The organism is Sphingobacterium sp. UBA2610 (assembly GCF_002339225.1).
GTDB lineage: Bacteria > Bacteroidota > Bacteroidia > Sphingobacteriales > Sphingobacteriaceae > Sphingobacterium > Sphingobacterium multivorum.
Genome location: NZ_DDKA01000008.1, coordinates 89,939 through 109,389 on the forward strand (window position 1 = coordinate 89,939; position 19,451 = coordinate 109,389).

15 protein-coding genes are annotated in these 19,451 nt (G+C 42.2%); 11 read left to right on the forward strand and 4 right to left on the reverse strand.

The genetic code is table 11. The features are described 5' to 3' along the window. Window positions 1–5 precede the first annotated feature (5 nt). The 3 genes from B4Z47_RS05715 to B4Z47_RS05725 all read left to right on the forward strand — a co-directional run bounded on the left by B4Z47_RS05715 (window position 6) and on the right by B4Z47_RS05725 (window position 7,369). Window positions 6–3,188 carry an efflux RND transporter permease subunit gene (locus B4Z47_RS05715; protein ID WP_145326907.1) on the forward strand — a complete coding sequence of 1,061 codons (3,183 nt, stop codon included), beginning with the start codon at window positions 6–8 and terminating at the stop codon, window positions 3,186–3,188. A gap of 150 nt (window positions 3,189–3,338) precedes the next feature. After that, window positions 3,339–5,180, forward strand: coding sequence for a glutamine--fructose-6-phosphate transaminase (isomerizing) (gene glmS, locus B4Z47_RS05720; RefSeq protein ID WP_286727020.1), 1,842 nt, complete (start codon window positions 3,339–3,341; stop codon window positions 5,178–5,180). An 8-nt stretch (window positions 5,181–5,188) separates the two neighbouring features. Then, a complete protein-coding gene (locus B4Z47_RS05725) occupies window positions 5,189–7,369 on the forward strand; it encodes a DUF4954 family protein (RefSeq protein WP_115049032.1) in 2,181 nt (726 codons plus the stop codon). Window positions 7,370–7,600: 231 nt separating this feature from the next. Here the strand turns inward: B4Z47_RS05725 and B4Z47_RS05730 are convergent, their stop codons facing one another. From B4Z47_RS05730 to lgt, 4 genes are all read right to left on the reverse strand, one after another. Further along, on the reverse strand, window positions 7,601–8,167 hold the full coding sequence (locus B4Z47_RS05730; protein WP_070561147.1) for an AraC family transcriptional regulator: 567 nt from the start codon (window positions 8,165–8,167) through the stop codon (window positions 7,601–7,603). Between the two features lie 202 nt (window positions 8,168–8,369). Then, window positions 8,370–8,912 (reverse strand): L,D-transpeptidase family protein, encoded by a 543-nt coding sequence (locus B4Z47_RS05735; protein ID WP_286727021.1) that lies wholly within the window; start codon window positions 8,910–8,912, stop codon window positions 8,370–8,372. Between the two features lie 94 nt (window positions 8,913–9,006). Continuing rightward, entirely contained in the window at window positions 9,007–10,197 is a 1,191-nt protein-coding gene (trpB, locus tag B4Z47_RS05740) for a tryptophan synthase subunit beta (protein WP_236560212.1), read from the reverse strand. 152 nt (window positions 10,198–10,349) lie between these two features. Continuing rightward, window positions 10,350–11,165, reverse strand: coding sequence for a prolipoprotein diacylglyceryl transferase (lgt, locus tag B4Z47_RS05745; RefSeq protein WP_159332956.1), 816 nt, complete (start codon window positions 11,163–11,165; stop codon window positions 10,350–10,352). Window positions 11,166–11,437: 272 nt separating this feature from the next. Here lgt and B4Z47_RS05750 point away from each other — a divergent pair, with 272 nt between their 5' ends. The 8 genes from B4Z47_RS05750 (at window position 11,438) to B4Z47_RS05785 (ending at window position 19,403) form a co-directional block, all read left to right on the forward strand. Continuing rightward, on the forward strand, window positions 11,438–12,556 hold the full coding sequence (locus tag B4Z47_RS05750) for a M42 family metallopeptidase (RefSeq protein WP_070561144.1): 1,119 nt from the start codon (window positions 11,438–11,440) through the stop codon (window positions 12,554–12,556). 36 nt (window positions 12,557–12,592) lie between these two features. Beyond that, entirely contained in the window at window positions 12,593–12,934 is a 342-nt protein-coding gene (locus B4Z47_RS05755; protein ID WP_046672455.1) for a DUF3467 domain-containing protein, read from the forward strand. 417 nt (window positions 12,935–13,351) lie between these two features. Next, the gene (locus tag B4Z47_RS05760; protein ID WP_046672920.1) at window positions 13,352–14,860 is read left to right on the forward strand and encodes a bifunctional GNAT family N-acetyltransferase/carbon-nitrogen hydrolase family protein; all 1,509 of its coding nucleotides are present in this window, start codon (window positions 13,352–13,354) and stop codon (window positions 14,858–14,860) included. A 30-nt stretch (window positions 14,861–14,890) separates the two neighbouring features. Further along, window positions 14,891–16,933 (forward strand): M13 family metallopeptidase, encoded by a 2,043-nt coding sequence (locus tag B4Z47_RS05765; protein WP_115049030.1) that lies wholly within the window; start codon window positions 14,891–14,893, stop codon window positions 16,931–16,933. Between the two features lie 160 nt (window positions 16,934–17,093). After that, window positions 17,094–17,405 carry a 50S ribosomal protein L21 gene (gene rplU / locus B4Z47_RS05770; RefSeq protein WP_028068281.1) on the forward strand — a complete coding sequence of 104 codons (312 nt, stop codon included), beginning with the start codon at window positions 17,094–17,096 and terminating at the stop codon, window positions 17,403–17,405. A 44-nt stretch (window positions 17,406–17,449) separates the two neighbouring features. After that, window positions 17,450–17,713, forward strand: a complete 264-nt coding sequence (gene rpmA / locus B4Z47_RS05775; RefSeq protein ID WP_046672918.1) for a 50S ribosomal protein L27 — start codon at window positions 17,450–17,452, stop codon at window positions 17,711–17,713. A 350-nt stretch (window positions 17,714–18,063) separates the two neighbouring features. Further along, on the forward strand, window positions 18,064–18,807 hold the full coding sequence (locus tag B4Z47_RS05780; RefSeq protein WP_286727024.1) for a hypothetical protein: 744 nt from the start codon (window positions 18,064–18,066) through the stop codon (window positions 18,805–18,807). A 5-nt stretch (window positions 18,808–18,812) separates the two neighbouring features. After that, window positions 18,813–19,403: a hypothetical protein gene (locus B4Z47_RS05785; protein WP_286727025.1), complete on the forward strand. Its 591-nt coding sequence runs from the start codon at window positions 18,813–18,815 to the stop codon at window positions 19,401–19,403. Window positions 19,404–19,451: the final 48 nt, after the last annotated feature.

The following is a 19,451-nucleotide window of genomic DNA, read 5'->3' on the forward strand; positions in this document are numbered from 1 at the left end:
TTCGAATGAAAATTACCGAAATATCGATAAAACGCCCCAGTATAATTATCGTATTATTTATAATACTGACATTAGGCGGGTTGTTTTCTTATACGCGATTGGGCTATGAATTGGTCCCTAAATTTGAAATTAACGTCATTACGGTACAAACGGTCTATCCGGGAGCTTCGCCTGCAGAGGTGGAGAGTTCGGTGACCAAAAAAATAGAGGATGCCATTTCATCCTTGGAAAGTATCAAAAAGGTGGAGTCGACTTCCCTGGAAGGGGTATCGATTGTCATGATTACCCTCAACAACGGTGCGGATGTCAACTTCCTGCTTACGGATGCTCAACGGAAAATCAATGCCGTGATCAACGATCTGCCGGATGATGTAAAGACACCTTCACTCTCCAAATTCTCCCTGGATGATGTGGCCATCATGAGTTTGGCCGTCACGTCCAACTTATCGGAAAAAGAACTCTACGATCTTTTGGACAATAAAATCCAGCCGGTCTTTGCGCGGATCAATGGTGTTGCCAAAGTGGACCTGATCGGAGGTGAGGAACGTGAAATCCAGATCTCTGTAGACCCGAAGAAAATTGAAGGTTATGGACTGACAATTTCGCAGGTACAGCAAATTGTAGCATCATCCAATCTCGATTTCCCGACAGGTAACGTCAGTACTCGTGATAACCGGACAACCATCCGTCTTTCGGGTAAAGTAACTTCAATCGAGGAGCTGCGTAACCTCCCGATCACAACGCCGGCAGGGGTGCAGATTTATCTGCGCGATATCGCCGATGTGCGGGATGGTATTAAAGAGATTGAAAAAGTAGCCCGCCTGGACCGTCAGAATACAATCTTATTGCAGGTCTTTAAACAGTCTGATGCAAATGCGGTAGCGGTGTCCGAAGCGGTCAAGAAAACCATTGCGGTACACGATAAAGACGGAAAAGTAATTTCTGGTGTAGAGAAGGATTATGCTGCACAGAATATTAAAATTCTGGTTGCCAATGACTCTTCAGAATTTACCTTGAATGCAGCCGATAACGTGATCCATGACTTAATGATTGCCATTGCATTGGTGGGCTTTATCATGTTGTTCTTCTTACAAAGTTTACGTAATGCGGCGATTACCATGGTGGCGATTCCATTATCTTTGATCGCTACCTTTATTGGCTTGCTTTTGATGGGCTATACCTTAAACTTGATGTCTTTACTCGGTTTATCCCTGGTAGTAGGTATTCTTGTGGATGACGCGATCGTTGTTATCGAGAATATTCACCGCCACATGGAGATGGGTAAAAACAAGGTGCGTGCGGCCTATGATGGTGCTTCGGAAATCGGATTTACCGTAACGGCGATCACCTTGGTTATCGTGGTAGTGTTCCTGCCGATCGCGATGTCTACGGGTTTGGTGGCCAATATCCTGGCACAATTCTGTGTGACGGTAATCATCTCGACTTTATTATCCTTATTGGTGTCATTTACGGTAGTGCCTTGGTTATACTCGCGTTTCGGTAAATTGGAGCACTTAAGCAAAACTTCTTTCTTTGGTCGTATTATTCATGGTTTTGAAAGCGGTTTGAATAGCTTTACACATTGGGTTGCGGGATTGTTGACCTGGGCTTTAAAGAACGTCGGTACGAAATTGGCTACGTTGTTTTTGGCAATCGGTTTACTTGTCGCATCGTTTTTTTTGGTCGGTATGGGGTATATTGGTTCGGACTTCTTCCCGAGTATCGACCGTAAGGAGTTTTTCATCCAGTTAGAACTCGATAAAGATGCTTCCCTGGAGAAGACCAACTTGTTGACGCAAAAAGCGGAGGCTTACATTAAATCGAAACCTGATGTCAAAGAAATTATTACGACAGTGGGGCAGTCTTCGGACGGTATGGCTTCAACAACGGGTTCGCGTTATAAATCGGAGATCCATGTGATCCTCGACAAGGAAAATTTTGAGGGTAACTCACAGGTGTATTCAGCGACGCTGAAGCGTGAACTGGAAAATAAACTGATCGGTGCAAAAATCAAAACCGTCAATGTGGGTATCATGGGAGCGGAGCAGGCACCATTGAAGCTGACCATTATCGGTGCTTCTGTCGAAGATGCACAGGAATTTGCAGAGAAGGCGGCAGATCAATTACGTAAGATTCCTGGGGCTGCGGGTGTCAAATTGACTTCTGAAGCGGGTAACCCTGAGATCAATGTGAAGATCGACCGTGATAAAATGACCTCTTTGGGACTGAATGTCTCTACTGTGGGGATGACAATGCAGACGGCATTTTCAGGAAATACGGATAACAAATACAGAGCGGGTGATAACGAGTACGATATCAATATCCGCTATGCGGAAAATGGTCGTGCCAATATCGACAACGTACGTGATCTGAAATTTATCAATAATCAGGGTGCCTCTATTTCTTTGGATCAATTTGCCAATGTAACTTTTGGTTCGGGACCTACGTTGTTGGAACGTCGCGACAAGTCGCCGGCAGTATCCATTCAGGGACAGGCAATCGGTAGACCAATGGGTACCGTAGCACAAGAGTGGCAGGCACAGTTTGAAAAACTGCCGCGTAAACCGGGTATCGTCTTTATCTGGGGTGGTAATATGGAAAACCAAACCGAAGGTTTTGGTACTTTGGGTATTGCCTTATTGGCATCTATTATCCTAGTATACTTGGTAATGGTTGCTTTATACGATAGTTTTATCACACCATTTGTGGTCTTGTTCTCGATTCCATTGTCGTTTATCGGAGCCCTATTGTTCTTGGCGCTGGGAAATCAGACCTTGAATATATTTACGATTTTGGGTATCATCATGTTAATTGGTCTGGTGGCCAAAAATGCGATCATGCTGGTTGACTTTGCCAACCATCGTAAGGAAGCTGGCGATAATACACACGATGCGTTGGTGGCAGCCAATCACGCGCGTCTTCGTCCGATTTTGATGACGACAATTGCCATGGTATTTGGTATGATTCCTATCGCAATCGCTACTGGAGACGGTGCCGATATGAATAGAGGTCTGGCGATCGTTATCATTGGTGGTTTGTTATCTTCTTTATTTTTAACCTTGGTTGTTGTACCGGTGGTGTACTCCATATTTGACAGTCTTCAACGTCGTTTTGGAAAGAAAGAAAAGACAAATTATGAAGCCTTGATGAAGGAAGATTATGACCATGTCGACGTGGCAGAACATTAAAAAATAATACATTTTACAATAGAAAAAGGCGGCTAATAAAACATTAGCCGCCTTTTTTGTGTTAATTTTAGGTTAATCAATCGATTGCGTAAATATTTTTTATTACATTGCGGCGCATTAACAAAATATACACTTAAAATTGAGACATACATGTGTGGAATTGTAGGATACACAGGTTATCGTCAGGCGTATGGTATCGTCATTGACGGATTACAAAAGTTAGAATACCGTGGTTATGACAGTGCTGGAGTGGCATTGCATAAAGGTGAGCAGATCGATGTTTACAAAAAAACAGGTAAAGTCGCAAACTTGGAAGAGTTTGTGTACGGAAAAGATCTACAGTCGACCACAGGGATAGGCCACACCCGTTGGGCTACCCATGGTGAACCTTCTGATCGGAATGCACATCCGCATTATTCCAATAGCGGACGCATCGCGATGATTCATAATGGCATCATTGAAAACTATGCTTCCTTAAAATCAGAATTAATAAATAAAGGTTATACGTTTAAAAGTGATACTGATACAGAGGTTCTGGTCAACTTTATCGAAGAAATCCAATCGCAGAATGAATGCTCGTTAGAAGAAGCGATCCGTATTGCTTTGAAACGGGTCGTCGGGGCCTATGTAATCCTCGTATTGGAAGCAGGTCATCCGGATCGTATTATTGCAGCACGTAAGGGAAGTCCTTTGGTAATTGGTATCGGTAAAAATGAGCATTTTTTGGGTTCAGATGCTTCCCCGATGTTAGCGTATACCAAAGAAGTTGTTTACATCAATGACTATGAACTGGCCATTATCACACCAGAGGAGCTGATCCTTAAAAATCTGGGTAATGAGCGCATCACACCTTATATCCAAAAATTGGATCTGGAACTGTCAGCTATTGAAAAAGGGGGCTTTGATCACTTTATGTTGAAAGAGATCTTTGAGCAACCGCAAACGATCTTTGACTCGATGCGTGGACGTTTGGATCTGCAATCCCATCAGATTACACTGAGCGGCATTGAAAAATTTGCCAATGAGATCAGCAACACCAATCGCATTGTAATTGTTGCCTGCGGTACCAGCTGGCATGCCGGGCTTATTGCAGAATATGTTATTGAGGAATTGTGCCGCATAAATGTAGAAGTTGAATATGCGTCGGAATTCCGCTACCGTAATCCGGTTATTCATCCGGGAGATGTGATCCTGGCGATTTCCCAAAGTGGTGAAACGGCTGATACATTAGTTGCGTTGGAAAATGCAAAAAAACAGGGTGCTATTATATTGGGTGTGGTCAATGTTGTTGGATCTTCTATCGCCCGACTTTCGGATGCAGGTGCCTATACCCATGCTGGACCAGAAATCGGCGTAGCAAGTACAAAAGCATTTACAGCACAGTTGACTGTATTGAACCTGATTGCCTTAAAGATTGCTTCTTTAAGAGGCTCCATCAGTGAAGAGCGTTATCAAAAACTCGCAAAGGAATTAAATGAAGTGCCTGAAAAGGTGGAGTGGATTTTGGATACGCAGGTTGATAAAATTAAAACCATTGCCAAAAAGTACAAAGATGCCCGCGACTTTCTTTTCTTGGGTAGGGGATACAATTTCCCGGTTGCCCTGGAAGGTGCGCTTAAACTCAAGGAAATTTCCTATATCCATGCCGAAGGTTACCCTGCAGCAGAGATGAAACATGGACCGATCGCATTGGTTGATGAGAACTTGCCTGTTGTTTTTATCGCTACAAAAGATGCTTATCACGAGAAGATTGTTTCAAATATTCAGGAGATCAAAGCACGTAAGGGAAAGATCATATCGGTGGTTACCAAGGGCGATACCGTTTCTGAAAATCTATCCGATGATTTTATGGAAATTCCGGAGGCAGATGAGATTATTGCGCCATTGATTTCGGTTGTACCATTGCAACTGCTATCGTATTATATTGGTGTAGAACTCGGATTGGATGTGGACAAACCACGTAACCTGGCGAAGTCGGTAACTGTAGAGTAAGGAGGCCTATGAGTGTATTGAAGAAGAAACCTTTGGAACAGCTGGGCTATGGATTTATCCCAGATGAATTTATTCCAGCAGGACAAGATGAATATACCCTGCGCTTTCAGCAAAACCCGCGTAATGACTACCGCGATCTGACGGAAACGGAGATTCAACAGTTGATTCATAACGGTAACTGGTCAAGCGACTGGACCAAGGTCAAAGTATCGGCAGTCTTCGATCCGAATCAGGTGCAGCACTGTAAGTTCTATGGTCTGGTCCGTATCGGCAATTTGAGTCCGAGTTACCTGGATTACCGCAATTTGCAGCTGCCCATTGGCCTGTACCATTCGACGATCATCAGCTCGGACTTTGGTGACGATGTTGCTGTTCATTATGTGGGCTACTTGTCCTACTTTATTGTTGGCAATGAAGTGCTGTTGAGCCAGATCAAGGAAATGGAGACCGGTAGTACAGCCAAGTTTGGTAATGGCATCCTCCGTGACGGTGAAGAGTCGGAGAAACGGATCGAGCTGGAGCTCTGCAACGAAAATGGTGCCCGCTCGGTTTACCCTTTTGATGGCATGCAGGCTGCAGATGTATACCTTTGGACCCGCAATCGGCATGATCATGCTTTACAGCAGCGATTTGGAGAACTTACGGATCAAAAATTTGGAAGTCAACGCGGCTATTACAGCCAAATTGGCGACCGTTGTGTCATCAAAAATACGTTAACGATCAAGAATGTCAAGATTGGGACTGATGTTTATATCAAAGGGGTCAGCAAGCTGAAAAATGTAACCGTCAATTCCTCGCAGGAATCGTATACGCAGATCGGTGAAGGCTGTGAGCTTGTTAATGGAATTATTGGCTATGGCTGTCGTATATTTTATGGCGTTAAAGCCGTACGTTTTATCTTGGCTTCCTATTCGCAATTGAAATATGGTGCGCGCTTGATCAACTCTTATTTGGGTGACAACTCGACAATTTCCTGTTGTGAAGTATTAAATTCCCTGATTTTTCCAGCCCATGAACAGCACCATAACAACTCGTTTTTATGTGCGGCATTGGTGATGGGCCAAAGTAACATGGCTGCTGGAGCAACCGTAGGATCGAATCACAACTCCAGAGCTGCGGATGGTGAAATTATCGCGGGACGTGGTTTTTGGCCCGGACTCTGTGTCAGTCTAAAACACAACTCCAGATTTGCATCGTATTGCCTGATTGTAAAAGGGGATTTTCTGCATGAACTGGATATTAAGCTACCTTTCACCTTAGTAAGCAATGACGTACAACATGATCAACTGGTCCTGATTCCGGGGTATTGGTTCATGTACAATATGTATGCATTGGTACGAAATGCGAATAAGTATGCGGCGCGGGACAATCGACATTTCAAAAATCAATATTTTGAATACGATATGTTGGCTCCGGATACGGTGAATGAAATGTTTGAAGGGATGGATATGCTGGCCTTGGCCGTTGCAGACAGCCTTCACACTGCAGCAGGGAAGGATGAGCGCGAACGTATTGTTGCCGGTCGGGCACTGCTTGCCAACAACATGGACCTAAAAGATCAGACCATCGTGTTGCAAGGAGCCGAAAATTCACGCAGACCGACTGTTATTCAGAAGGTTGGCGAGGCTTATCACTTATATCGTTCGTTTATTAAGTATTATGGTGTACTGCACCTGATGGATGCCCTCGAGGAAGGTATGTCACTGCAGGATATTATGGCCTCCTTAACGGGTCGATCGCGTACGAACTGGGAGAATATCGGTGGACAGCTGATCGAAAGCAATGCCCTGCACACTTTCTTAGATGATATCAAATCAAAAAAGATAGATTCGTGGGATGATATTCATGAATTCTATCATGATAAAAGTAAAGATTACCCCCTAGATAAACGTGAACATGCACTCTTGTCTTTAATCGAAGTCTTAAATTTGGAAGGTATGGTTTTATCAACAGATAAAATTGTATCTTTGTTGGATCAGGCGCTTGGGCACCGGATCTGGATTGGTGAACAGATTTATAAATCCCGGGCCAAAGACTACAAAAATCAGTTCAAAAACATGGTCTATGCCAATGATGAAGAACGTGATATTGTGGTCGGAAAACTGGAGGAGAATTCTTTTATCAATCAACAACAAAAAGAATTAGAGATATTCAAGATAAGGGTTGCTAATTTGAAAGGGCAATTTTAAAAGAAAGGCTTCCGCTCGGAAGCCTTTTCTTTTTTGACCTGCTGTTCTTTTTGTTGACCAGTTGCTTTTTTGACCTGCTCTTCTTTGGGCAGCTGCTTCTTTTCTTTGATTTGTCACTTCTTCATTTGGCCTGCTGCTTCTTTTCTTTGACCAGTTGCTTCTGTTTTTTGTCTGTTTTCTAATCCTGGCGGCCGAGGCTGCTATGAAGCTTGCTTTTGTCGTTCCACGCCTTTACTCGTTGATTTTATCGAGCGGCTTACGTTTATTGTCTTTGATCTGTTTAAAGTGGCTTGGCGTCAATCCGGTTACTTTTTTGAATTGATTACTTAAATAGGCAACACTGGAGTAATTGAGTTTATAGGCAATCTCACTTAATGTCAGCTCATCGTAAACCAATAACTCTTTGACATATTCAATTTTCTGGCCGATGAAGTATTTTTCGATGGTGATCCCTTCAACATCCGAAAATAGATTGGAGATGTAGTTGTAATCATGGTGCACTTTCTTGCTGATGATTTCGGAAAGATTAAGGCTGGTGTCGTTATGTTGATTACGGATGAGATCCAACACCACATGTTTTACCTGTTCGATGATGACGGTTCTTTTATCGTCAATAAGTTCAAACCCAAGTTCCGAAAAATTTTCAGCAAGTTGCTTGCTCTCCGCTTTGGTCAGTTCTTCTTCAATTTCCACCTGGCCCAAAGAAATATGCTTAACATGGAGATTGAGCTTCGCCAGTTCATTTTCAACAACCATTATGCATCTATTGCATACCATATTCTTTATTGCAAGTTTCATAAGAATTATTTTAAATACAAGTTACTCATGTAAACTCAAAAATCGCTAATTTATTAGACATGGGGTTGTAATATTTAGGGTTTATCTTGTAGTATTTTGAAAATAGGCAGTGGGGAAAAATAGGACGGAAGGGTTAGATCGCCTACAGATGAGTGTAAAGGGACGGATGCTAAGCTTTATTTCAGTCAAGGCTTTATTTCCGCTAGGGCTTTATTTCAATAATTGTGCCTATTGGAACAGCGTCAAAAAGCTCGTCAATCTCCGAGTTTGTAAGTGCCATACAACCGAAAGTCCAGTCCATGTGGCGTTGCAGTTTACCGATAAAGCCTAGTCCGTTTCGGAGTCCGTGGATCTTGATGTCGCCACCGGCATCTTTTCCTAAACTTTTGGCATGGGCGATATCTTGTTCATTCGGATAGGAGACACCTAGGTTTTTGTGATAGTCGCTATATGGATTTTTATCGTTGATCGTATAAAGACCCTCGGGTGTTTTTAAATCACCTTCAAATTCTTTGTCGCCCACAGGTTGACCGCCTAGTGAAATACGATATGATTTTAGGAGCTTTCCCTTGCTATAGGCCAATAGTGTCCTTTTAGATTTATAGACAGTCAGTTTGTCCACTTTCGCATGCCGATCCAACGTTGGTTCGGGATAAAGATTATAACCTATCAGGCCCAGGCAAAGTAAGACGAGGAGGCTGATGACTGTTTTTAAAACTATTCGACGTTTTCTAGGTCGTTTCATCTTGGCGATCGTTAGCTAATGGATAAAATGTTTAGACCGAGTGCATAACCTAGGGCTCGGCACTCGGTCTACTCATGTATTTTGATGTTACCGTCTAGAATTCGCGGTCAACATCCTTGTCGCCACGTCCCGAAAGGTTCACAATAGCGACTTGGTTTTTGTCTTTGAGCAATTTCACCGCAAGGGCAACAGCATGAGACGATTCAATGGCCGGAATAATACCTTCCAGTCGGGAAAGCAACTTGTAGGCATCAATCGCCTCGGTGTCAGTCACGGGATGATAGTTTGCACGATTGCTATCTTTTAGCTGGGCATGTTGCGGCGATATCCCCGGGTAATCAAGGCCTGCAGATACCGAGGTTGAGGGGATCGGATTACCTTCATCATCGACCAGACAGTATGAAAATGTCCCCTGGAATACAGTTGGTTTACCAAAAGAAAGTGTCGCTGCTGTTTTTGGATAAGTCCCGGTGCCACCACCTTCACCACCATGAATTTCGACGGCATGATCATCGAGAAAACCCGAAAATAAGCCAATCGCATTTGACCCGCCACCTACACAGGCAAAGATGCTGTCGGGAAGGCGCCCTTCCTGATCAAGGATCTGCTGGCGTGCTTCTTTACCGATAACGCTTTGAAAATAGCCGACCATTTTTGGATAGGGATGTGGGCCAACATGCGATCCCAGCAGATAATAGGATGTGGGATTTTCGACGTAATACATCAAGGCCGCGTCTACGGCATCCTTCAATGTACGGCTACCTAAGTTGGTCGTTACAACCTCGGCACCCAACAATTCCATGCGTTTGACGTTCAGGGCCTGCCGCGCAGCATCGATTTCGCCCATAAATACTTTACAGGGGATGTTTAACAATGCTGCTGCTGTTGCTGTTGCAACACCATGTTGACCGGCGCCAGTTTCGGCAATGATCTCTGTAGCTCCCATTTGTTTAGCCAAAAGAATTTGACCGATACAGTTGTTTATCTTGTGGGAACCTGTATGGTTTAAATCTTCCCGCTTCAAATAGATTTTGGAACCTACGTGTTCGCTTAAATTCTTCGCGTAATATAAAGGTGAGGGGCGACCGACATAATGTTTTAAGATCGCAATAAACTCTTTCTGGAATTCTTCTTTTTGGACATGACTATCGAAAAAAGCAGCCAGTTTATTCAATTGCTCTTCCAATACTGGTGGGATGTAAGATCCGCCAAATTCTCCATATTGACCATTGTATTGAAGCATCTTCTCATTTGCTTCGACAGATGCAGCTTGTGTTAGACTCATTTTAGGCTTAAGTTTCTTGTTGTAAAAAGATATATTGTTTATTGAAGCCTAATATAGTAATCTTTGCAGGTATAGAAAAAAAACAAGGCATCTTTTGTAGAAAAGATGCCTGTAAAATCTTGTATTAGCAAACAAAAACAATGTCTCCTGTTTTAAGCTTTGGTTTTCCGGAAGATAAAGTAGAAGCCTACCAGAATAAAAGGTATACTCAGTAATTGGCCCATATTTAAAGCCATACTTTGCTCGAAAGGTTCTTGGTCAATTTTAAAATGTTCCAAGACCATGCGTGCACCAAATAATAGGACCATGAATATGCCAAATAATTGGCCTTTTTGGCGATTGGGATTTGATTTGAATAGGGAGCCAATGATAATGAAGATCAAAATATAGGCGATTGCTTCATAAAGCTGCCCTGGGTGGCGTGGTACATTGTCTACACGTTCGAACACGATAGCCCAGGGTAGATCTGTAGGTGTGCCAATAATTTCGGAATTGAAGAAATTTCCGATACGGATAAGTGCACCGGCAATAGGGACTACAACGACCAATCGGTCCGCTAACCACAGAAAATCAGTTTTTGTTTTTCTGCAGAATAAATAGAGTGCGAGGATAATTCCAATGGCGCCACCGTGAGAAGCCAAACCTGCAAAACCAGTGATATGAAATCCTGTTTTATCCCATTTGAATGGCAGAAAGATTTCAAGTATATGATCTTTGTAATAGTCAAAATCGTAAAATAGGCAGTGTCCTAATCGTGCTCCGATCAAAGTGCCCAGAAAAATATAAATTGAAAGCTGATCCAACTGTTCTTGTGTGCGGCCTTCCTTTTTGAATATACGTAACATCATTACGTATGAAACAAAAAACGCTAACAACCAGCATAAGGCATAATAGCGAAGGGCAAAAGCGCCAAAGTTGAACATTTCGGGGTCAATATTCCAATGTATTGCACTTAATATTGAATTCATAAATTTTATAGCTTTTTAAATTACTTTGAAGTAAAGATAAGCTTTAATCTCATTTTTTTATTCCTACAATTTGTTTTTAAGCAGAATATCATTGGGCTGCGGATCTAATTCATTCATCGTGAACAAAATATTGTCTTTTGCGGATCCTTTTTACTTAAAGAGGAGCGTATAACCTAAAATAAATTGCGCAAACAATATTTCAAAAAACATTTTTACTTTTGCATTTCATTGAAATTTTCATATTTTGACGAAAGTAAATAGAAAAGGAAAAGATGGCAGAAAAAAACAAGAAAAAAGAGCCGAAGCACGACGCGGTTGTGACGAAAGATTCGCTTTCATTTTTTGAGAAATATATCAATAATGCTTCTCCTACAGGATTTGAGTGGGAAGGACAGCGCCTGTGGTTGGATTATTTGAAGCCTTATGTTGATGATACATTCGTTGACAACTACGGTACAGCTGTAGGGGTAATCAATCCAAAAGCGGAGTATAAGGTCGTTATAGAGGCTCATGCGGATGAGATTTCTTGGTTTGTCAATTACATTACCAAAGACGGACTGATCTATGTAATACGTAACGGTGGTTCAGATCACCAGATTGCGCCGTCTAAGCGCGTGAATATTCATACGGAAAAGGGCATTGTCAAAGCTGTATTCGGCTGGCCGGCAATTCATACGCGTTCGGGAGAGAAAGAAGAAAATCCTTCGCTGAAAAATATCTTTTTGGACTGTGGCTGTAGTACCAAAGAAGAGGTTGAAGCCTTGGGAATACATGTCGGTTGTGTCATTACATACGAAGATACATTCTCTATCCTTAACGACCGTTATTATGTTGGGCGGGCTATGGACAATCGTGCCGGTGGTTTTATGATCGCTGAGGTTGCTCGTTTGCTAAAAGAGAATAAAAAGAAATTGCCATTTGGATTATATATCGTAAATTCGGTGCAAGAAGAGATTGGTTTACGCGGTGCCGAAATGATTGCAGATCGTATCAAACCGAATGTCGCCATCGTAACTGATGTGACACATGATACGCAAACTCCGATGATCAATAAGATCACGCAGGGCGATCTATTTTCAGGGAAAGGTCCGGTATTGTCCTACGCTCCAGCGGTTCAGATTAATCTGAATAAACTGTTGGTTAAAGTTGCTGAGAAGAATAATATTCCTTTCCAGCGTCAGGCTTCTTCTCGTTTTACAGGAACTGATACGGATGCATTTGCCTATAGCAATGGTGGTGTACCGTCTGCGTTGATTTCTTTACCACTCCGTTATATGCACACAACAGTGGAGATGGTGCACAAGGAAGATGTGGATAACGTGATCCGGTTGATCTACGAAACATTATTGAATATTGAGAACGGACAAGATTTTAGAACATTTACAAAGTAGAATTTAAGAATATATTAACTTATCATTAGAATTATTATGGAAAATAACCAAAATCAAAACGAATTGAGCATCGAGTTGACAGAAGAAGTAGCAGAAGGAACCTACTCAAATCTTGCGATTATCACTCACTCTAATACTGAATTTGTGGTTGACTTTATCCGTGTGATGCCAGGAGTGCCAAAAGCAAAAGTGAAATCAAGAATCGTTTTGACTCCAGAGCATGCAAAACGCTTGTTAGGTGCATTGGTTGATAACGTGAACCGTTTCGAAGCATTAAATGGCCCAATTAAAATGGACTTAGGTGTTGCTGAACAACCTCAACAAGGTGGTGATCCTACAGTTGCATTCCCTTTTGGAACGCCACAAGGTCAAGCATAGTTGATTGCAGCTATCATTGAGATATCAAAAGCGCCAATTGAACATTGGCGCTTTTTTTATGTCCTTGATTTCAGCAAAGTCTTTCCGATGCTCCAATTGGGTTCATGTACGAAAAAAACGATTGCCCTAACTACCTGTTAAGGGATAAGATCATCAAGATCTAATTAAAATTGAAACATCTGCATATCAGGTAGTGCCTATTAATATTTCTTAATCAATGTTTAGACAGTAATAAGTCAGTGCATATTCAGTCTACACTGAGCAAGCACTGAACGAGCACTGAACAATCACTGAGTAAGCACTGTCTAAAATATAAAGTTGGATGCCATCTGATATTCGCCTGTGGGCTATTGTTAGTTTTGGACTTGGCATTTACTTTTACTAAATTTAGATAACTAATTCAAAAAGGAGATTTATATGGATATTCAAGTGCGGAACTTGACAAAGAAGGATTATGTTGATTTGAAACGATCGATGGAACAGGCTTATGATGGTGCAGGTGAGACCTGGTCAAAGGAAAATATTCAGGATTTGATTGATATATTTCCCGAAGGGCAATTATGTGTGGAGATTGATGGACATGTCGTTGCCTGTGCCTTGTCCATTATCCTGAATTCAAAAAAGAATAATATTTACGATAGCTATTATGAGATTATCGATGACGGTAAGTTTACCAAGCATAGTGATGATGGAGACACCCTTTACGGGATAGAAGTGTTTGTTCATCCGGCACATCGGGCGTTACGTCTCGGCCGGCGTCTCTATGATGCGCGTAAGGAGCTGTGTGAACAGATGAACCTCAAATGTATTGTTGCCGGGGGCCGTATTCCCAATTACCATAACTATGCGGATAAAATGAGTCCGCGGGTTTACATCGAGAAAGTCAAACGCAAGGAGATCTATGATCCGACGCTGACCTTTCAGCTTTCAAATGATTTTCATGTCAAAAAAATACTCAAGCATTATCTGCCTGAAGATGCTGAATCGATGGAGTTTGCTACCCTGTTGGAATGGAATAATATTTATTATGAGTCAGAGACACGGTCCATTTCGACCACCAAGCAGACGATCCGTTTGGGGCTGGTGCAATGGCAGATGCGCTTGTTTGATAATCTGGAGGCATTTTATGATCAGATCGAGTTTTTTGTGGATACCGTGAGTGATTATGGAACAGATTTTATCATGTTTCCGGAATTTTTCAATACGCCGCTCATGAGCCCTTATAACGATCTTCCCGAGCGCCTGGCGATGGAAAGGCTTGCGCAGCATACCTCCGAGATTATCGACCGCATTCAACAGTTTGCTGTATCCTACAACGTTAATATCATTGCGGGTTCCATGCCATTGATGGAAAACAAAAAACTCTACAATGTTTCCTACCTCTGTCATCGCAACGGTAAGCTGGATGAGTTTAAAAAAATTCATATCACGCCAAATGAATTTAAATACTATGGTATGGTGGGTGGTAGTGAAGTGAAAGTATTTGACACCGATTGTGGTAAAGTAGGGCTGTTGATCTGTTACGATGTCGAGTTTCCTGAACTGAGCCGTATTTTGGCCGATCAGGGCATGCAGATTCTATTTGTGCCCTTTATGACGGATACCCAAAACGGGTACATCCGGGTGCGTACCTGCGCGCAGGCCAGGGCGATAGAAAATGAATGTTATGTGGCTATTGCTGGCTCTGTGGGTAATTTGCCGCGTGTGAATAATATGGATATACAATATTCGCAGTCCGCCGTTTTTACTCCTTCAGACTTTGCTTTTCCCAATAATGCCATCAAAGCCGAGGCGACACCGAATGCGGAGATGGTGCTTATTGCCGACGTTGATCTGTATGCGCTGCGCGACCTACATGAGTATGGTACTGTTAAAGTGAAGAAGGATAGGCGGAAGGATCTGTACGAAGTGAAACTTTTGAAGTAAAATTTAAATACGCTTTTAATCTCTTAAAATATGATACAAAAAGTCAAATGGGGGACGCTATCCATGGTCTTAATGATGATGTCATGTCAGTCAAATAAGAAAAGCGATACTGCTCAGGAGGTCCGCACAAATTTTTTTGATGTCTCAGGTATGGATACGACGGTGAATCCAGGAGATAATTTCTTCCAATATGCGAATGGAAGCTGGATGAAAAATACGCAGATCCCGGCATCGGAAACAGGATGGGGCTCCTTTTATGTGCTCGCCGACGAAAATCTGGCAAACCTGAAATCTATTTTGGAAGGGGCCGCAAAGTCCGACAACAAAAAAGGTTCAGATCAGCAAAAGGCTGGCGATTTCTATGCGAGTGGTATGGATACGGTGACGATCGATAAATTGGGTGCGAAACCGATCGAAGGGGCCATTCAAAAAATCAATGGATTGAAAAGTATTGATGAATTGATTGCGTATGCTGCAGATGGATTTAAGGAGGGCGATGGTGATCTTTTTACCTTTTATGTCGCCGCGGATGACCGGATCAGCACTAAGAATGCATTGCAATTTTTTCAGGGGGGACTCAACCTGCCTGAAGCAAGTTATTATTTAGATCAGGATGAGAAAGCGAAGAAGATCCGGGAGGCCTATGTCGCGTATCTGGTCAAGTTATTCGGACTGATCGGTGAAGGGGCAAATGCCCAAAAGTCGGCTGAGGAAGTGCTACGCCTAGAAACAGAAATTGCCAAATCGCATGCCACACCTGTAGAATTGCGGGATCCCATTAAAAACTACCACAAATTTGCGGTACAGGAATTTCAGAAGCAAACGCCAAACCTCAACTGGAAAGATATTCTGCAACGCTTGGATGTGATGACCGACACGATTTTGGTACAGCAGCCCAAATTTTACCTTGCTTTAAATAATTTGTTGAAGTCGCAGTCCTTAGATAGCTGGAAGACAAAACTAAAAGCAGATTTAGCGAATGCTTCTGCGACGGCACTGAGCAAAGGTTTCCGGGAGGCCAAGTTTGAATTATTCGGGAAAACCCTGAATGGTCAGAAGCAGGAGAAAGAGCGGTGGAAGCTGATGGTGAATTCGGCGGACGAGAATCTTGGCGAGATTGTGGGCAAGTTGTATGTGGATGAATACTTCAAGCCCGAAGCAAAAAAACGAATGCTCGAATTAGTCGACAATTTGCAGAAAGTCTACAAGAACCGCATTGAGAAATTGGACTGGATGACGCCTGAAACCAAAAAGAAAGCGATTGAAAAATTGGAAGCCTTCACCAAAAAAATCGGCTACCCGGAGAAGTGGAAAGATTATAGTGATGTGGAAGTCGCCAAAGATACCTACTATGCCAATTTGCAGTCTGCTGCAAAGCATGCTTATAAAGAAATGGTGGGTAAAATTGGTAAACCGGTTGACAAGGCAGAATGGCTGATGACAACACCTACGGTGAATGCCTATTACAATCCACCGTATAATGAGATTGTATTTCCGGCCGGCATCTTGCAGTTCCCCTTCTTTGATGCCAACGCGGACGATGCAATCAATTATGGCGCTATCGGTGCCGTTATCGGACACGAGATGACACATGGTTTTGATGATCAGGGGCGCCAATATGATAAAGACGGTAACTTGAACGATTGGTGGACTGCCGTGGATGCGAAACAGTTTACGGAACGCGCTAATCAGGTAGCGAAGTTATATGGTGGTTTTACACTGTTGGACAATCAACATGTAAACGGTGAGCTTACTTTAGGTGAAAACCTGGCGGATATCGGCGGTTTAAATATTGCCTATGATGCCTTTAAATTAACCAAACAAGGGCAGGGGCAGGACAAGATTGATGGTTTTACTCCAGATCAACGTTTCTTCCTGAGTTTTGCGCAAGTGTGGCGCGTAAAGAGCAGCGATGAGCGCATGCGGCTACGTTTAAAAGTTGATCCACATAGCCCCGAACAATTTCGGGTAAATGGTCCCGTATACAATATGGAGGCTTTCTATAAAGCATTTAATGTACAGCCTACAGCAAAAATGTATGTGGCACCGGAGAAAAGAATTTTGGTTTGGTAAGCGGAAACAGGCGTGAACAGCGTTGTCCTAATACGGATTAAGGTCATGTTGTTCAACTGATAACGTTTAAATGGAAACGAAAAAGTAAATTTGTCTTTGAATTATGATAAAAACTGATTACTTTTGCCCTTCATTTAATAACACATTTAATTAATTAACAATGTACGCAATAGTAAATATAGCAGGACAGCAATTTAAGGTTGCAAAAGACCAGTTCCTTTTTGTACACCGTTTACAAGGAGATGAAGGCGCTAGTATTGAATTTGACAATGTATTGTTAGCAGAAGACGGTGGTAAATTTACCATTGGTACACCTAGCGTTGCTGGTGCAAAAGTTTCGGCTAAAATTTTGTCTCATTTAAAAGGCGATAAAGTTATCGTTTTCAAGAAAAAACGTCGTAAAGGCTACAAAAAGAAAAACGGTCACCGTCAACAATTTTCTAAAATCCAGATCACTGGTATTACGTTATAATTGAATTTTTAATCAGACAAATAGTCTTAAATTAAGATAAAGAAATGGCACACAAAAAAGGTGCGGGTAGTTCTAAGAACGGCCGTGAGTCACATAGCAAGCGTTTAGGTATCAAAATCTTCGGTGGTCAACAAGCAATCGCTGGTAACATCATCGTACGCCAACGCGGTACACAACACAATCCTGACACAAATGTTGGTATTGGTAAAGACCACACATTGTTCGCTTTAGTAGACGGTAAAGTAGTTTTCCGTAAAAAAGCTAACAATAAATCTTATGTATCTGTAGTTCCTACAGAACAAGCGTAAGGTTTTGCAACAATATTGGAAAGGCATCAAGAAATTGATGCCTTTTTTTGTTTGTCTGTTCTCCGGCGGATCTGCCCTTGGACAATAGGAACGAAAGCGGATGCTACTTGCTGCACTTTCGTTCCACAGAGCGACTGTTCGCAATATCGTTAGCCCGCAGCGCTGCTGCCTCGGTATTTTATCGGAGTTGGTAATGAGTGCGTTAAGGTTTTGTTTTTTTTTAAATTGTTATTTTCTGTTAAATGTAAAGCTTTGGTACAATTTTTATAAAGGATAGGTGTTTTTAAGACAATAGGCGAAACATTCCGGAATACCATTGGATGCAAGCACGATTGAATAAATACTTACATATGAAATACAACAAGTTTGGATATGGTTTGTGTGCCGGGTTATTTGCCTGTTCATTTTATTCCTGTAGTTCGATTTACATGCCCAATGTGCCTTCAGCACCGATGTTTACAGAAGCTGGGGAGGTATATGTTTCCGGTAATATCAATATAAAGGCTAATGTATCGGCCAACCTGGGGGTAGCCGTAACCGATCATGTAGCTGTCATCGCCAATGGTTCATATGTGGATAATAAATCCAATATCAAAGACTATGCGCAAAAGATGGGCGAAGCGGGGATTGGCTATTATACACGTTTTGGTCGGAAAAATAATCGTGTGTTTGAGGTTTACGGGGGGTATGGGCTAGGCAATACCAGTGTGGTTGATAAGCGTTCGTCGACGATGGGACAAGCTATTGTGGAAACGAAGGATATGGATTTTGAAAAGGTGTTTGTGCAGGTAAACTTTTCATCGGAGAAAAAGGATGCCCTAAAGTTGTTTGGCAACCGGCACGATATCGATTACGGTACCATCATTCGGTTGAGCAATATGCGGATGAAGAATTTCGCTATTGATGGTCTTCCGGCAGAGAAAGAAGACAATATGCTTATTGAACCTGTATTTTATACAATGATGGGCTTAGGGAAAGGATGGAAGCTGCAATATACGAACGGTATGGTATTTGGTTTTAAAAGTAATACCTATTTAAAAGCAGGGTACCCATTGTTTACACTGGGAGTTTTATATAAATTTGGAGGAAAATAGGGATTATGAGCAAGAAAATTTTATTTGGATGTTTGGTTCTGCTGGGTTTGTTTATCGCCGGCTGCGGCGTGAATCGACAAAAGGCACAGATCGAGAATTTGGCGAAATGTAAGTTCGATGTGGAATCGGTAGATAGTATTCGGTTGGCCGGAACATCATTGCAACGACTGATCAAGAATAATCAAATCGACCTGGGAGCAGTGCCGAGCCTGGCGTTGGCCTATTTGCGGAAAGATATTCCATTGAATGCAGTTATCCGGCTTAAAATAGACAACCCGACGCTCAAAAAGGCAGCCATTAATAAGTTTCAGTATATCATTCTTTATGGTGGACAGCAGCTTGTGGAAGGGATTGTCAATCAATCATTACAAATAGAGCCCGGAGAATCTACCGTAGCCAATGTGCGTATAGCGACCAATATCTATGATTTGTTGAAGAATTCGGACCTGCAGGATTTTTTAATGTCGAGCGATGAGAATAAAAAGGGAATATTTACGTTAAAAGTGAAACCTTCTATCAATATCGCAGGGCAGTCGGTATTCTATCCGGGATATATTACCATCGATAAAGCGGTAAGTCGTAAGATTCTGCTTTAGACAGGGGCATACTGTGATAAGATATTAAGAGGCTGTCTCAAAAAGGCA

What these genes read in the sequence shown, in the direction of transcription:
- trpB (WP_236560212.1), bottom strand. Translation starts at nt 10,197, where the DNA reads ATGAGTCTAACACAAGCTGCATCTGTCGAAGCAAATGAGAAGATGCTT.
- B4Z47_RS05780 (WP_286727024.1), top strand. Translation starts at nt 18,064, where the DNA reads ATGAAATACAACAAGTTTGGATATGGTTTGTGTGCCGGGTTATTTGCC.
- B4Z47_RS05715 (WP_145326907.1), top strand. Translation starts at nt 6, where the DNA reads ATGAAAATTACCGAAATATCGATAAAACGCCCCAGTATAATTATCGTA.
- lgt (WP_159332956.1), bottom strand. Translation starts at nt 11,165, where the DNA reads ATGAATTCAATATTAAGTGCAATACATTGGAATATTGACCCCGAAATG.
- B4Z47_RS05760 (WP_046672920.1), top strand. Translation starts at nt 13,352, where the DNA reads ATGGATATTCAAGTGCGGAACTTGACAAAGAAGGATTATGTTGATTTG.
- B4Z47_RS05735 (WP_286727021.1), bottom strand. Translation starts at nt 8,912, where the DNA reads ATGAAACGACCTAGAAAACGTCGAATAGTTTTAAAAACAGTCATCAGC.
- glmS (WP_286727020.1), top strand. Translation starts at nt 3,339, where the DNA reads ATGTGTGGAATTGTAGGATACACAGGTTATCGTCAGGCGTATGGTATC.
- rpmA (WP_046672918.1), top strand. Translation starts at nt 17,450, where the DNA reads ATGGCACACAAAAAAGGTGCGGGTAGTTCTAAGAACGGCCGTGAGTCA.
- B4Z47_RS05765 (WP_115049030.1), top strand. Translation starts at nt 14,891, where the DNA reads ATGATACAAAAAGTCAAATGGGGGACGCTATCCATGGTCTTAATGATG.
- rplU (WP_028068281.1), top strand. Translation starts at nt 17,094, where the DNA reads ATGTACGCAATAGTAAATATAGCAGGACAGCAATTTAAGGTTGCAAAA.
- B4Z47_RS05755 (WP_046672455.1), top strand. Translation starts at nt 12,593, where the DNA reads ATGGAAAATAACCAAAATCAAAACGAATTGAGCATCGAGTTGACAGAA.
- B4Z47_RS05725 (WP_115049032.1), top strand. Translation starts at nt 5,189, where the DNA reads ATGAGTGTATTGAAGAAGAAACCTTTGGAACAGCTGGGCTATGGATTT.
- B4Z47_RS05750 (WP_070561144.1), top strand. Translation starts at nt 11,438, where the DNA reads ATGGCAGAAAAAAACAAGAAAAAAGAGCCGAAGCACGACGCGGTTGTG.
- B4Z47_RS05785 (WP_286727025.1), top strand. Translation starts at nt 18,813, where the DNA reads ATGAGCAAGAAAATTTTATTTGGATGTTTGGTTCTGCTGGGTTTGTTT.
- B4Z47_RS05730 (WP_070561147.1), bottom strand. Translation starts at nt 8,167, where the DNA reads ATGAAACTTGCAATAAAGAATATGGTATGCAATAGATGCATAATGGTT.